This is a genomic window from Saccharospirillum sp. ABV4_185 (genome assembly GCF_056159245.1).
Window position 1 is genome coordinate 3,431,486 of record NZ_JBSWUW010000001.1, and the last position, 13,851, is coordinate 3,445,336.

General features: G+C 57.3%; 16 protein-coding genes and 1 tRNA gene. 9 read left to right on the plus strand and 8 right to left on the minus strand.

The window, feature by feature from the left end:
- The first annotated feature begins 41 nt into the window (after positions 1-41).
- Positions 42-674, plus strand: a complete 633-nt coding sequence (nth, locus tag ACXAE6_RS16320) for an endonuclease III (protein ID WP_475151076.1) — start codon at positions 42-44, stop codon at positions 672-674.
- A 10-nt stretch (positions 675-684) separates the two neighbouring features.
- Positions 685-1,458, plus strand: a complete 774-nt coding sequence (locus ACXAE6_RS16325; protein ID WP_475151078.1) for a hypothetical protein — start codon at positions 685-687, stop codon at positions 1,456-1,458.
- On the opposite strand, the gene ACXAE6_RS16330 is transcribed toward ACXAE6_RS16325, so the two are convergent.
- Together ACXAE6_RS16330 and ACXAE6_RS16335 are read right to left on the minus strand one after the other, a co-directional pair.
- Positions 1,427-1,873, minus strand: coding sequence for a helix-turn-helix domain-containing protein (locus tag ACXAE6_RS16330; protein WP_475151081.1), 447 nt, complete (start codon positions 1,871-1,873; stop codon positions 1,427-1,429). The two genes, ACXAE6_RS16325 and ACXAE6_RS16330, sit on opposite strands and share 32 nt — an antisense overlap.
- Entirely contained in the window at positions 1,870-2,484 is a 615-nt protein-coding gene (locus ACXAE6_RS16335) for an NUDIX hydrolase (protein WP_475151083.1), read from the minus strand. Before ACXAE6_RS16335 ends, ACXAE6_RS16330 begins: the two co-directional genes overlap by 4 nt.
- Positions 2,485-2,784: 300 nt before the next feature.
- On the opposite strand from ACXAE6_RS16335, the gene ACXAE6_RS16340 reads away from it, so the two are divergent.
- Positions 2,785-3,153 carry a DUF3135 domain-containing protein gene (locus ACXAE6_RS16340; RefSeq protein WP_392803500.1) on the plus strand — a complete coding sequence of 123 codons (369 nt, stop codon included), beginning with the start codon at positions 2,785-2,787 and terminating at the stop codon, positions 3,151-3,153.
- A gap of 36 nt (positions 3,154-3,189) precedes the next feature.
- A complete protein-coding gene (locus tag ACXAE6_RS16345) occupies positions 3,190-3,726 on the plus strand; it encodes an NUDIX hydrolase (protein ID WP_392803498.1) in 537 nt (178 codons plus the stop codon).
- A gap of 133 nt (positions 3,727-3,859) precedes the next feature.
- On the opposite strand, the gene ACXAE6_RS16350 is transcribed toward ACXAE6_RS16345, so the two are convergent.
- Together ACXAE6_RS16350 and ACXAE6_RS16355 are read right to left on the minus strand one after the other, a co-directional pair.
- The gene (locus tag ACXAE6_RS16350) at positions 3,860-4,060 is read right to left on the minus strand and encodes an RSP_7527 family protein (RefSeq protein ID WP_392803496.1); all 201 of its coding nucleotides are present in this window, start codon (positions 4,058-4,060) and stop codon (positions 3,860-3,862) included.
- 115 nt (positions 4,061-4,175) lie between these two features.
- On the minus strand, positions 4,176-5,531 hold the full coding sequence (locus ACXAE6_RS16355) for an aldehyde dehydrogenase family protein (protein ID WP_475151095.1): 1,356 nt from the start codon (positions 5,529-5,531) through the stop codon (positions 4,176-4,178).
- Between the two features lie 244 nt (positions 5,532-5,775).
- On the opposite strand from ACXAE6_RS16355, the gene ppc reads away from it, so the two are divergent.
- Positions 5,776-8,391, plus strand: a complete 2,616-nt coding sequence (gene ppc, locus ACXAE6_RS16360; RefSeq protein WP_475151104.1) for a phosphoenolpyruvate carboxylase — start codon at positions 5,776-5,778, stop codon at positions 8,389-8,391.
- A gap of 300 nt (positions 8,392-8,691) precedes the next feature.
- The gene (adk, locus tag ACXAE6_RS16365; protein ID WP_475151111.1) at positions 8,692-9,348 is read left to right on the plus strand and encodes an adenylate kinase; all 657 of its coding nucleotides are present in this window, start codon (positions 8,692-8,694) and stop codon (positions 9,346-9,348) included.
- Between the two features lie 60 nt (positions 9,349-9,408).
- Here adk and ACXAE6_RS16370 read toward each other — a convergent pair whose 3' ends face one another.
- Positions 9,409-10,158, minus strand: coding sequence for an SDR family oxidoreductase (locus ACXAE6_RS16370; protein ID WP_475151121.1), 750 nt, complete (start codon positions 10,156-10,158; stop codon positions 9,409-9,411).
- Positions 10,155-10,517, minus strand: coding sequence for a darcynin family protein (locus ACXAE6_RS16375; protein WP_475151126.1), 363 nt, complete (start codon positions 10,515-10,517; stop codon positions 10,155-10,157). Before ACXAE6_RS16375 ends, ACXAE6_RS16370 begins: the two co-directional genes overlap by 4 nt.
- Before the next feature lie 74 nt (positions 10,518-10,591).
- Between ACXAE6_RS16375 and ACXAE6_RS16380 the strand changes: the two genes are divergently transcribed.
- Positions 10,592-11,239, plus strand: coding sequence for a TetR/AcrR family transcriptional regulator (locus ACXAE6_RS16380; protein ID WP_475151133.1), 648 nt, complete (start codon positions 10,592-10,594; stop codon positions 11,237-11,239).
- A 3-nt stretch (positions 11,240-11,242) separates the two neighbouring features.
- Here the strand turns inward: ACXAE6_RS16380 and ACXAE6_RS16385 are convergent, their stop codons facing one another.
- Complete coding sequence (locus ACXAE6_RS16385) at positions 11,243-11,569, minus strand: hypothetical protein (protein WP_475151136.1); 327 nt, start codon at positions 11,567-11,569, stop codon at positions 11,243-11,245.
- Positions 11,570-11,663: 94 nt separating this feature from the next.
- Between ACXAE6_RS16385 and ACXAE6_RS16390 the strand changes: the two genes are divergently transcribed.
- Together ACXAE6_RS16390 and ACXAE6_RS16395 are read left to right on the plus strand one after the other, a co-directional pair.
- Positions 11,664-11,755: transfer RNA gene (locus ACXAE6_RS16390), tRNA-Ser, on the plus strand.
- Between the two features lie 592 nt (positions 11,756-12,347).
- Positions 12,348-12,749 carry a hypothetical protein gene (locus ACXAE6_RS16395; RefSeq protein ID WP_475151146.1) on the plus strand — a complete coding sequence of 134 codons (402 nt, stop codon included), beginning with the start codon at positions 12,348-12,350 and terminating at the stop codon, positions 12,747-12,749.
- Between the two features lie 124 nt (positions 12,750-12,873).
- Here ACXAE6_RS16395 and ACXAE6_RS16400 read toward each other — a convergent pair whose 3' ends face one another.
- Complete coding sequence (locus ACXAE6_RS16400) at positions 12,874-13,773, minus strand: LysR family transcriptional regulator (protein ID WP_475151150.1); 900 nt, start codon at positions 13,771-13,773, stop codon at positions 12,874-12,876.
- Positions 13,774-13,851: the final 78 nt, after the last annotated feature.

Sequence of the window (13,851 nt, forward strand, 5' to 3'; positions counted from 1 at the left end):
TCGAGTAGCCTTGCTGATCGACCACCGTTGGAGACGAACGCTTGAACAAAGCCAAACGCATCGAGATTTTCACCCGCCTGCGTGAGGCCAACCCCTCGCCCAAAACCGAGCTCGAATACAGCAGCCCCTTTGAGCTGTTGGTCGCTGTGGTGCTGTCAGCCCAGGCAACCGACAAGGGCGTCAATAAAGCCACCGCCAAACTGTTTCCGGTCGCCAACACGCCCCAGGCGATTTACGACCTGGGCGTCGAGGGTCTGAAGGGCTACATCAAAACCATCGGGCTGTTTAATTCCAAAGCCGAAAACGTCCATAAGCTGTGCCGGCAACTGCTCGATCTGCACGCTGGCGAAGTGCCGCAGACGCGCGAAGCGTTGGAAGCGCTGCCCGGCGTCGGTCGTAAAACCGCCAATGTGGTGCTGAACACCGCCTTCGGCCAACCCACCATGGCGGTCGATACGCACATCTTCCGGGTGGCCAATCGCACCCGCCTTGCCCCGGGCAAGAACGTGGTGGAAGTCGAACAACGGCTGGTCCGGCTGATTCCCAAGGAATTTATGATGGACGCCCATCACTGGCTGATTCTGCACGGTCGCTATACCTGCACCGCTCGCAAGCCCCGTTGCGGCGCCTGCCTGATTGAAGATTTGTGCGAGTACCGCGACAAAACAGAATGAGTGGATAGCCGTGCATGGATTGCTGATTACCGACGCCAACTGCCATCTGCCCAAGGGCGTGCTGAGCCGATTCCCGATCGACCGTTTGACGGGTGCGGACGGCTTTGCTGATCGTCTGATCAATGATTGGCTCTATCAGTGTGACGCCTTGCTGGCGGTGGGCTCGAAGCGACCGGTGGAGCGCTGGCAAAGGCTGGTTGCACAACACCAGACCGAGTTTGCAGACCGGCGTCTCAGTGCCCAGCTAAAACAACCTTTTTATGTGCGGCTGTTTGGCAGTCGGCATGACTACGCGGCCTTGGGCGTTGTGGTCAGCACGGCGGCCGACTTGCTCGAAAGGCAATGGCATCCCGATGCAATAAGAGCGCAGCTGGCGCGGACGGAGACGCTGGTTCAGCACTATCTGGCTTTGCCTGCTGGCTCAGCTCAGTGGCATGAACACAGACCCTCTTGGATTCGGCGCTGGCGTCGCAGCACCGCTGGCGTGATGCAATACCAGCCAGGCCGGACGGGACGCCGCTTATCCAGTGACAACCCGGTTCAGGCCCTGCTGGAACTCAGCAACGACCTGGCGCCGTCGAAGGCTTTATTCAACCTCAGTTACGCCGGGGATCCGGCCTCACTGCAAGCACAGACCACTTTCCGGGACTGGCTTCAGGGAGTTCATGAGCGTGGTAGTCGCTGCTGGTTAAGCGCTATGGATGAGGCCAGTGCCCGGCAGTGCGGGGTCGGCGCTTTGAGTCTGGCCTGGATCAGCGCACCCGCTCGTCGCGAAATGCCTTGAGGTTTTCTTCGTTGCGCAGAAAACGCGCAAAGGCGCGACCCAGCTGGATGTCCGGTTCGCCATTACGCTGGCGGTTAACGCGCAAGTATTGATAGACCGCGACGGTGCGTATCAGACCATCGTCTTCCGGCACTTCCTCTGCTTCCAGGCCCGCTTCCTGACGCATGATCAAAATGGCCGCTTTCATCGCCACCAGATCGACGGCATCGACCGGATAATCCGGCGTGCCCCGGCCAGTGGCCAGCCATTCCAGCGAGCAGCCGGTGATATCAGCAATCTGGTTAGCCCGCGATAAGGTCGGCTCCGAGCCTTTGAGGTATTTGCGAATCAGACTTTCACCCAGATCAACGCGGCGGGCAAAGGCGCTGACAGAACTGGTGCCAATCAGTTCGCGCAAGCGATCAGCAAAGCTCATAGCGGGAAATCGTCATCGCTCGGTGCAAAGGCTGGCAGCGGCCAGTCGGTGCCTTCGACCAGGTTAATCAGTTCCAACAGAATCATGGCGGTCAACCCCCAGATATGGCGTCCCTGGTAATGATAATGCGGAATCTGGAAATCGACGCCATGACGATGCACCAGCATTAGTTCCGGCGCGGTATCGGCAAAGTAGGCCCAGGGGACAATAAACCAGTCAGCAATTTCATCCGGGCTCGGCCGGCAATCATCCAGATGCTCAACCCAGCCAACGTAGGGAAACACCTGGACCCCCGACTTGGACAAACCGGTCGACAGCGGGCCCAGCACTTCGATGCGCGACGGCGGTAAGTTGAGTTCTTCGTGGGTTTCACGCAAGGCAGTCGCAGCGAGATCGCTGTCTTCGACCTCCCACATACCGCCGGGAAAGGCCACCTCGCCAGGATGACTATTGAGATGCGCCGCGCGCACCGTCAGCAATACGCCCACCTCATCGGTTTCAACCAAAGGCACCAGCACACCGGCTTTGGGTGTGGTAAGTGTCAACTGACGTGGGCGATGTGAGCGCAGCGGCTCAATAAAACGGTTTTGATGGGGACTGACAGGCTTCATGGGTACAGCATCTCATATTTCGATAGCCGTGGCTTGACCTCGCCGCCGGGCTTAACCTCGTTGTATCGGCAGCAGACCAGCGTTCTGAATCACAATTTGGCCGTTTAACGTTGATAGAGATTGCCATACGGGTACCCAAATCGGTTTTTCGATGCTAGCTTTATCAGCGGCTGGGAAAGGGAGCACAAGGATTCCAGCCGAAGTAAAGAGCCTCTGAACAACTCGCGCAAGGCTCCTAAATGATCGCGGCGCTGCGGTGTCGCCCGAACAACCCCAAGGAAGTGGGTGAGGAAGTCGCTCATGGCGGAACTCCAAAAAGAACTACCAAACTTTGATACCTTGATGGACTTGGCCAATCGCGATCCAGACGGCCTGGAACACCTTCGTACTTCATTGATTCGCGATTTCATTGATCGCGCTCCGGATAATCAACGCCAGCGTCTGCAAGGCTTGCAGTTCACCATCGATATGGAACGCCGCAAAGCCAAAAACCCGGTCCAAAGCTGCATGCGCATGTCGCAGATGATGCACGAACGCGTCACCGACCTGTGCGACAGCCTGAACGACTTCTCCACTCTGACCGTCGTTTCCGAGCCGGTTGCATCGCGGCCCACCAATGTTATCCCACTGCGCCCGCGTTCTTGGGAAGACGAAGCCGACGAGTCCTGATAGGCTGGTCGTTCCAGCCACCACCGCTTCAATTCAATGAATTTTTGCAGTCATTGCGGCCAACCTCTGCGGTTCGCCATTCCCGATATGGACAACCGCCCGCGCTATCTGTGCGACCATTGCGGCAGCATCCATTACCAGAACCCACGCCTGATCACCGGCACCCTGCCGGTCGCTCCCGATGGTCGTATTCTGTTGTGTCGGCGCGCCATTGAACCGCGTCTGGGCTACTGGACACTGCCTGCCGGCTTTATGGAAAACGGCGAAACCGTGGTGGAAGGCGCACTGCGTGAGACGTTGGAAGAGTCGATGGTTAAGGCGCACAACCCGGTGCTGTTATCGATGATCAGCCTGCCCGAGTTCGATCAGGTGCACGTCTTTTACCGTGTCGATATGCCGGATTTTGAATTTTCCATTACCCAGGAAAGCAGCGAGGTCGCGCTGTTTGAGCTCAACGACCTGCCCTGGCAGGAAATCGCCTTCCGCACCATCACCGCGACTTTAGAGCACTACCTGAAGGTCCGTGACCAGGAAGTACCAGCCGTGCTGACCGGCGCCATTGAGCCGCGCTGAACCTGGTCCTGGAAAAACCCGGCCATAAAAAAACCGGGTAAGATTCCCTACCCGGTCAAAAATTGCTCCCTAACGGAGCACTGACTGTACTCAAGCTTGCTCGCACAGACCGGGCAACACCCGGCCCAGCCTGTTAAACGTTACGCGTCACCGGCGCACTGAAGACGGCGCGGATGGCGTGAGCGGCGCTGCTGCGCCAGGACGCAAACATCTGCGTCAGATATTCGCTGCGCATTTCCACAGCCTTGGCTTCGTAGTGAGCAACGTCGATATTGCCCCAATCATCCAATACCACTCCGGCTTCTTGCAGAGCGAGCGTGGTGCTATCGGTCATCTTGCTATCCATAATATTGACCCCCTTTGGGTTTGGTCATTCGGACAGCACACAGAGTAAGCAGCTGACTGCCGCCTCACAAACGATGCTTTTTCACGCTATGAGTGAATATTTTTCACTCGTTAAAGTACTGAACCTGACCGCGCATCAGCGCAGCAACCCCGTCCTGACCGAGCTCGACGCCCCAACCCGATGAGCCGCGACCACCAAAGCTAACGTCAATGCGACTGCGCATCGGTCGATTAATGGCCAGGTTGGCCGTGTGCAGGCGCAGGCCCAGTTCCGATGCCCGTTGTGGATCGGCATCCCAGACCGAGCCACCGAGCCCGTAGCGGCTGTGATTGGCCCAGGCGACGGCCTGATCCAGGTTGTCGTATGCGGCCAGCTGAATCACCGGACCGAAGACTTCCTCCGGCCACACCTGGCTGGTTAGTGGATTATCCAGCACTGCCCAGGCCGGCGACACAAACTGACCATCGACTACTGGGTCGGCACTGCGACGTCGCGCCTCGCCACAAAGCTGGCGCCACTGGAGCAGCAACTGATCGCGCAAATCGGCACGCGCCAATGGCCCCAGACGTGCGTCCGGATGCTCCGGCGACATCGGTTGATAAAGCGGTAATTTGGCGTCGAGTAACGCCAAAACTGAATCCAGCGATGCTTGCGGCACCAGCCAGCGTTTGGCACACAGACAGCTTTGGCCGCTGTTGTTCAAACGCGAGCTCAGTGCCGCCTCGACAAAAGCGCTAACATCACCGCTGTCAGTCAATAACCAGGCATCATTACCGCCCAGTTCCAGGGTAGTGGGTTTCAGACGCTCACCACAGGCTGCGGCAATCTGCCTGCCAACATCGCGACTGCCGGTAAAGTGCACCTGGCGCAGATGCGGATGATCGTACAGCAACGGCAGTTGGTCGATATCAGCACGCACCAGCCGCAAAGCCGACTCAGGAAAGCCCGACTCGGCAATCCATTGCTCCAACAAAACACTCGATTGCCACACATTGGGCGCTGGCTTTATGGTCACACTGTTACCCACTGCCAGAGCCGGCAGCGCAAATCGCGCCAACTGCCACAGCGGGTAATTCCACGGCATGATGCCCAGCACGCCACCCAAAGCAACGGCTCTGCGCGCCACACCCTGAGTCAACGAGTGCGCTGCAAATGCTTGGGGAACTTCCACGCACAAATAATCGATCAACGCGCGGGTCTTATCGATTTCGGCTTCCGACTGAGCCAGAGGCTTGCCCATTTCCCGGGTCATGCACAGCGCCAGAGTGTGACGTTGCTCAGCCAGACGATCACAGAAAGCGGTTAGCCAGTTAAGGCGTTGTGATAAAGGCGTAGCGGCGAAGCTCGGCCAGTGACCGGCCTGTTCATCGATCACCGCCAGCAGTTGCTTATCTGTCCATATCGGCCATTGCCCCAGTGTTTCACCTGTGGCTGGATTAACCGAATGGAAGACAGTCATGTAGGAACCTTTCATTTTGAGGCAAAAAACGCCCATAAATGAGCGGATTTCACAGATAGGTGGCAGTTTTTTTGTAATTTAACCACAATATAGACTTGGCCCAACTCGAAGGCCGGGCACTGTTAATTATTATAACGCGCCGATTGAGGCTGCACAGGCCGATGGCGCTTCGGCACAACATGCGCACTCCGACTATGCTTGGACGCTGCGGGCCGACTACGCATCCAGAGGGAGCATCCATACCATGACCGTTATCCCAGAAACCCTACGCGACAACGTTCGAATGCTGGGCGAATTGCTGGGCGACACCCTACTCGAGAACCAGGGTCCAGAATTGTTTCGCAAGGTGGAAGACATCCGCCGCCTGGGCAAGGCCGTTAACGCCTCCGAAGATGGCGACCCACAACCGTTAATTGATGAACTGGCGCACCTGGAAGACGACGATATCCTGCCCATCGTGCGGGCGTTCAGCCAGTTTCTAAATCTCGCCAACATTGCTGATGAACAATATTTTTCCAGCGCCGAAGCGCAACAGAAAATCAGCCTGGAATCGACCCTGGACGAACTGGTCGACACCCTGGGCAAAGACGACGTCGCCGGCGCGCTGAAGAACCTCAACATCGAACTGGTGCTGACCGCTCACCCGACCGAAGTCACCCGCCGTACGCTGATCCGCAAATACGAGCGTATTGCTCAGGCACTGGCCGAACTCAAGCGCACTGACTTATTGCCGCACGAACGCAACGAACTGCAATCGGGCCTCAAGCGCACCGTCGATGAAATCTGGCACACCAACGAAATTCGCGATGAGCGCCCGACCGCGGTCGATGAAGCCAAGTGGGGCTTTGCGGTGATCGAGAATTCGCTGTGGCAAGCGGTACCGCAATTTATGCGCGAACTGGACCGCGCCGCGCGTCATCGTCTGGGCCAGGGTCTGCCCGTCGACGCCTCACCTTTCCACTTTTATTCCTGGATGGGTGGCGACCGTGACGGCAACCCCAACGTCACCCACACCGTCACCCGCGAAGTTATTTTGTTGGGTCGCTGGATGGCCGCCGATCTGTACCTCAAAGACATTCACGATCTGGCCGGCGATCTGAGCATGAGCGAAGCGTCCGACGAACTGCTGGCACGCTCCGGTGACGTGCGCACGCCCTATCGCGCCATTCTGCATAGCCTGCGTGACCGCCTGCAGCGCACCCTGGAATGGGCCGATGCCTGTGTGAATGGTGAAACCCCGACGCCACCAGACGACGTCATCACCCGCCGCGATGACCTGCTCGAACCGCTGATGCTGTGTTACCGCTCGCTGACCGACTGCGGCATGAAACGCATCGCCCGTGGCAGCCTGCTCGACACCATTCGCCGCGTGCATTGCTTCGGCATCAACCTGGTGCCACTCGATATCCGCCAGGACAGCGACCGCCACGTCCAGGCGCTGGATGAAATCACCCGTTATCTGGAACTGGGCGAATACGGCGACTGGTATGAAGCCCAGCGTCAGGCCTTCCTGCTCGAACAACTGGCCAGCAAACGACCGCTGTTGCCACGCAACTGGCAACCCAGCGCCGATACCCAGGAAGTGCTCGATACCGCCCGTATTCTGGCCGAAGAACCGCCGGAAACGCTGTCCAGCTACATCATCTCCATGGCCCGTCAGCCGTCCGATGTGCTGGCCGTGGCGCTAATCCTGAAAGAAAGCGGCCTGACCTGGAACGTACCCATCGTGCCGCTGTTTGAAACCCTGGATGACCTGGACCGCAGCTTCGATGTGATGGAGCAACTCTGGTCCATGCCCCCCTATCGTCAGTACTGCGATGCGCGTCAAACCGTGATGATCGGCTATTCCGACTCCGCCAAAGACGCCGGCAAACTGACCGCCACCTGGGCACAGTACAAAGCGCAAGAAAAACTGGTCGCTCTGGCACAACAGAACAACATTCATCTGATGCTGTTCCACGGCCGCGGCGGCACTGTCGGTCGCGGCGGCGGCCCGGTCGAAAAAGCCATGGCATCGCAACCACCCGGTTCCGTCCAAGGCGCGATTCGAGTGACCGAACAAGGCGAGATGATTCGTTATAAGTTTGGTCTGCCCCGCGTTGCGGTGCGCAGCCTGGGCATCTATGTGGCCGCCACCCTGCGCGCCACGCTGGAGCCCAACGCCGCACCGAAACAGGAATGGCGCGACCTGCTCGAACAGATGTCACAGGCCAGCCTGACCGCCTATCGCGATACCGTGCGCCACGATGAACGCTTCGTGCCCTATTTCCGCAGCCTGACACCGGAACAGGAACTCGGCCTGCTGGCGCTGGGCAGTCGGCCGGCCAAACGTAAGGCGACCGGTGGCGTGGAAAGTCTGCGCGCTATTCCCTGGGTGTTCGCCTGGATGCAGGTGCGTTTGAACCTGCCCTCCTGGCTGGGCGCGCGCCAGGCGCTGGAATACGGTTTGGAAGAATCGCCGGATACGCTGCAGGAAATGGTCGATCATTGGCCCTTCTTCAGCGCCTTCCTCGACCTCTTGGAAATGGTTTTGGGCAAAGCCGACCGTTCCATCGCGGCTTACTACGAAAAGCAGCTGGTGCCTGAGGAACTGCACAGCCTGGGCGAGCAACTGCGTGACGACCTGCGCGTCAGCGAAGAACTGATGAACCGCATCAAGCGCCAGAAAGAACTGCTGGCCAGCGATCCACTGCTGGCGCAGTCGATTCAGGTGCGCAACCCTTACACCGACCCGCTCAACTACCTGCAAGCCGAGCTGCTCAAGCGTGAACGCAAGGCCGGTAACTTCGACGCTCAGTTGGAAAGAGCGTTGAAAGTGACCATGGCGGGCATCTCAGCAGGTATGCGCAATACCGGCTAAAAGCGGCGCTTTCGACACCCGAGGGAGCCTATTCGACGGAAGTCGGATAGTGTTGGGCTCCCATTCGGGTTGAGCTTATTCAAACGGGCAGGTATCTTACGGGCTGGCAAAAACAGGCCTCGGGCCTGGCGGCATAAAAGGACAACAGTAACCCGCACGCCAAAGATTCCGGGCCAGCCCAGCATTAGGAGGCTGGCCAATCCCCACTAAGTTAGCCAAGGCCAGAGCCTTTAACATGTTCCGGCTGGCCCCCCATTTGAACCGTTTTTGAATTTCATAGAACTGAGGAGCTTTTCGTCAATGCGCATTATTCTGCTGGGCGCACCTGGTGCCGGTAAGGGTACTCAAGCCCAATACATTACCGAGAAGTACGACATTCCACAGATTTCCACCGGCGACATGCTGCGCGCCGCTGTTAAAGCGGGCAGCCCGCTGGGTTTGAAGGTCAAGGAAGTCATGGCCTCCGGTGGCCTGGTCTCCGATGAAACCATCATCGCGCTGATCAAAGAACGCATCGCCGAGCCGGACTGCGCCAATGGCTGCCTGTTCGACGGCTTCCCGCGCACCATTCCGCAAGCCGAAGCGTTGAAAAACGAAGGCGTGCAGATTGATTTCGTGGTGGACATCGATGTCGACGACAGCGAAATCATCAAGCGCATCAGTGGTCGCCGCGTTCACGAAGCCTCTGGCCGCGTTTACCACGTCGACAACAACCCGCCCAAGGTGGCTGGCAAAGACGATGAGACCGGTGAACCGCTGATCCAGCGCAGCGACGACCAGGAAGAAACCGTCGCCAAACGTCTGGAGGTGTACCACGCCCAGACCAAACCGCTGGTGGGTTACTACAAAGACCTGGCCGAGAAAGAACCGGAAAACGCCCCGAGTTATATCTACATTCCGGGCGTCGGCGGCGTTGAAGATATCCGCGACAGCATTTTTAAAGCCATCGATGGTTAAGCTGCCGTGAAATGAAAAGGGAGGCTAACGCCTCCCTTTTTTTGTGCTCGAGCATAGCGATCAGGCATTACGCAACAGCCTATGCGCCAGCGGCGGCCAACAGCGCAGCAACACTCGCAGCAGCTTGGTATTGGCCACCCAAAGCTGAGGCTGACGTTGCTCAATCGCAGCAACAATGGCCTGCGCCGCTTGCTCCGGCGTCAACTTGCCGCGGCCGCGACCTGCAGTCATCTGGGTTTCCACCAGCGCCATCATCACATCCATCACCGCCACCGACGGCGCGGCGTCCTCACAGCGATAACGCAACGCCCGACTGAACTGACTCAAGCCCGCCTTCGTCGCGCAATACACCGGCGCCGTGCGCTTAGGCGCTAACGCCAAACCGGAAGAGACATTCACAATGCTGGCTTCCGGCTGCTGCGCAAGTCCAGGCAGCAACCCAAAACACAAGGCAATCGGCGCCGCCAAATTCAAGGCCTGCTCAGCACGCATGGCTTGCAGCAAACCGGCATCATCAACACCCTTATGCGGCAAATTGATCTGCACACCGGCGTTATTAATCAGTATCGATAACTGCGGCCACTGCTGCTTAACCTCGGCGACCAACCGATCCTGCTGCTCCGGTTGCGTTAAATCAACCACCCGATAGTGAATACGCTGCGGATATTGCCCGGCGGTTTCGCGCAACCGCTGTTCGTCCCGGCCAACAATAATCACCTCAGCGCCCTGCTCCGCCAGCATCAACGCCAGCGCCCTGCCAATGCCGGCACTGCCGCCGGTCACCAAAGCGGTTTGTCCCTGGATATTCATACGCTCAGCGCTCCACCGGCCAGTTGTTCGTAATAGCGAAAGCCGTCTTGCAGCGCCGGCAGAATCTGCACCAGCTCAAAATAAGGCACGCTGAACAACGGCGAGTCGCGCAAGCGTTCCATCACGCAATAGAAATCGAGCAAACTGTGGGTTTCAAACACCGAGATATCGGAGCAGTAACTGGAAAACGCTTCAGCATCAAAGTGCTGCAAGGTCACCGCCTGGCCGTCAATCGCCGAACTCAGTGACGATTCAGCGATATCGTTACGCTGCTCGCGCGAAAGCCCCAGCCAGGCAGGCAAAGCCCGCAGCAAAACAAAAACAGTAAACATCGGTTCAGCAGTCGTCAGGGTAGACATAGTCATAGCCTCTTGTGTCACTCAGGGAGTAAGACTATGTTATGAGCAATTACTCAGGTTCCGTACTCGCATTCATGAGCCAGCCCCCAAAAGCCATCAACCCTCGCAAAAAGCCACGCCAGGCGCGCTCGGCCGCAACCATCGACGTCATCCTCGAAGCCGCTGCTCGTATTTTGGAAAGTGACGGCCTGGCCGCTTTTAACACCAATGCGGTGGCCGCCAAGGCCGGCGTCAGCATCGGCAGCCTCTATCAGTACTTTCCATCCAAAGAAGCTCTGCTGGCCGAACTGATTCGAATTGAGCGCGCCAAGCTGCGCGACGCCATCAGCGCACACGCCCAGACAATAGAAACCGACGATTTTGCCAAGATGGTCGACGGCTTTATTAACGCCGCCATCCAACACCAACTGGAACGGCCGCGTCTGGCAAGCACCCTGGAATACATCGAAAACAGCCTGCCAATCAGCGAAGAAACCGCCGCCATCAAAGCTGACATTAACAGCCAGGTTGCCGCCACCCTGACCCGTTTTGGCATTGAACAGCCAGAACTGGCCGCTCAGGATTTAAGCGCCCTAACACGCGGCATGGTCGACACCGCAGGTATGTTAGGAGAAACCGACCGAACCTCCCTCGCCAACCGAGTGCGCCGCGCCATCTATGGTTATTTGGGACGGCCGTTACCCGACGCAGAGACTGCGCTTACAGCTGCAGCTAAAAATTGATACTCACAATCCAAAGTCACGCCGACTAAGAACCGGCAATAAATGATGCGCCGGCTCTTCATAAGGATGCGACGCCACAAGCGCCGCCAACACAGCCGGAATCACCTCGTCTTCACAGACCATCTCGACTTTATATTCCGCCACCTGCTCCAACTCTCCAACCGCACCAATATGCGGCTGCGCACCATCCAAAGGCCGAAACTGCCCCTGCCCCAAGGTCGACCAGGCACAGGCTTCATAATCCCCAATGCGACCCGCCCCAGCCTGAGCCAACGCCTCGATCAGCGCGTCTTTATGAGACTGAGGCACATAAACCGCCAACAAATGCATACCGCCTCCAAGTGACTTTTCTCGTTGAATTTCAGCAGCTTAGCAAGATTCCAGTTGACACCCAAAGTCAGTCCGGTAAACTGCGCCGCGTTATGGAGAGTTGGCAGAGCTCGGTTGAATGCAGCTGACTTGAAATCAGCCGTAGGTTTGCGCCTACCGGGGGTTCGAATCCCTCACTCTCCGCCAAATTGAACGAAAAAGGGGACCCAACTGGGTCCCCTTTTTCGTTCAACCTCGCAAAGCGAGGAGGATTGGTTCGTGGCCCCCGCGGGTTCGACTGAACGCTCCGCGTTCAGGGCCGCAAAAGCGCCTGGCAAAGCCAGGTTGCGTGCAAAGCACGCAAGCCTATCCCGAACGGACTAGCCTCTACCACCTTCACATACCAACCCGCACCAGCACTATATTCGCAAAGCAGGGAAGCCGTTCGCGTCCTCCGCCGGGTGATGGCCGCCATCCATGGCAGCCACCCTTCGGGTTCGCTTCGCTCATGCAAAATTGCTCCCGACAATTTTGTCGACTGAACGCTCCGCGTTCAGGGCCGCGAAAGCGCCTGGCAAAGCCAGGTTGCGTGCAAAGCACGCAAGCCCATCCCAAACGGAACTCGCCTCACCAACCGCGCTAACCAATCCAGATTCAGATTCCTACCAAAAATAGCCAGATATCTTGGCTCTATTCTCATAAACTCTCTGGCGGCGAAGGTTGCAACGCTCAGTCGTCACGAATGCCCTAACTGCCCATCTTTGCCAAACAAACCAGAATGTAATTTTAGGATATATTCATGCATCGCTTTTTAGGTTTTATCCTTTGCGCCGCGCTCGCAGGCTGCCAATCCAACGCCACCAACACAGCGTCGGACATACCACCCAAAACTACGTCCACTGTTGAATTAGAGAAGCTAACCAAACTGTCCATTTCGGCTTATGCCGATTGCTTGGAATCGGCGACTAACACTCTGGCGCGCAGCGGTGAAGCCGCTTCGGTCGTTGCAGATAGGGCACATTCAGATTGCGAAACACAGTTCAATGTATTTCACGACACCATTAAAGAACTGTATCGATCTACTGTTCAGCCGTCCGAATATCAACAAGCTGATGATCTGGCAGATTCAGTGGCGTTAGAAACTCAAGAAAGCTTTAAAGCCAGGGTCATAGAGATTGTGAATTACCAGCGGTTTCAATAATTAGAAAGGTATAAATAATAAACTAGGGACGGTATTCACCCGACAACACTCAACCAAGGTTTTCACTTAAAGTCCGAGAAAGCTGACAGATAAACTTACCAGCCTTTCCATTAGGGCTATTTTTTCACAACCACCGCCAAGGTCCCCGATCCAACAACCGCTCCTCCAACATCTCCGCTAAAGCTTCAACCGCCGGCCTGGATAGCTCATCAATATGCGGCGCTAAATGCAGTCGCGCCTGACAGCGTGGCAAGGCTGGTAAGCCATCGTCAGGTTCCAATTCAACCATCGCCGATGTCATCCGCTCCCGATCAATCACACTCACGGCCATCCCGGCTTCTACTGCCTGCTCTATTGCATGAATACTGGTGGAGGTGAAAACGGCGTGCCAGGGACGTTTGGATTTTTCCAAGGCTTCGACGGCCAACTGGCGATAGGGACAGTCGGCGTCGTGCACGGCCAACGGCAAGCTGGCCAGGTCATCAAAGCGGGTGTGACGAGCACCGACCCAGACCGGCTTGGTATGCCATAGCGGCCGTCCGCCGGACAAGGCAACCGGCCGATCCAACACTACGGCAATCGATAACTTCGACGCCTGGATCTGACGCGCCAGGTCACCGCTGTTGGCGGTCACGGCTTCGAGCAAGACGTCTGGGTGACGACTGACGAACTCTGGCATGACGCCCTTGAGCAGTTCTCGGGCATAGTCTTCCGGTAAACCCAGCCGTACTTTGCCGGCCAGACCACGGCCGGTGAAACGCGCCAGGATACCATCGTGCTGACGCAGCAGTTCGCGGCTTTCATGCAACAGCGCCTCGCCCGTTGCAGTCAGGGTGACGCCACGCGGACCGCGCTCCAGCAACTGGCTGTCCAGCACCGCTTCCAGCCGTTTGATCTGCATGCTGATAGCACCCAGCGTTCGATGTCGTTGTTCTGCGGCCGCGGCCAAGGAACCCAACTGTGCCGCCGCCTGAAAGCTGCGCAACAACTCCAGATCCAGTGCTGCCGTCGAGACTTCAGACATATTGAATCCTCAATACATTATATTTCGATTTATTTAATACTCTTCGCAGTGCAACCTCAAGTCCACTCATTCGCCGGC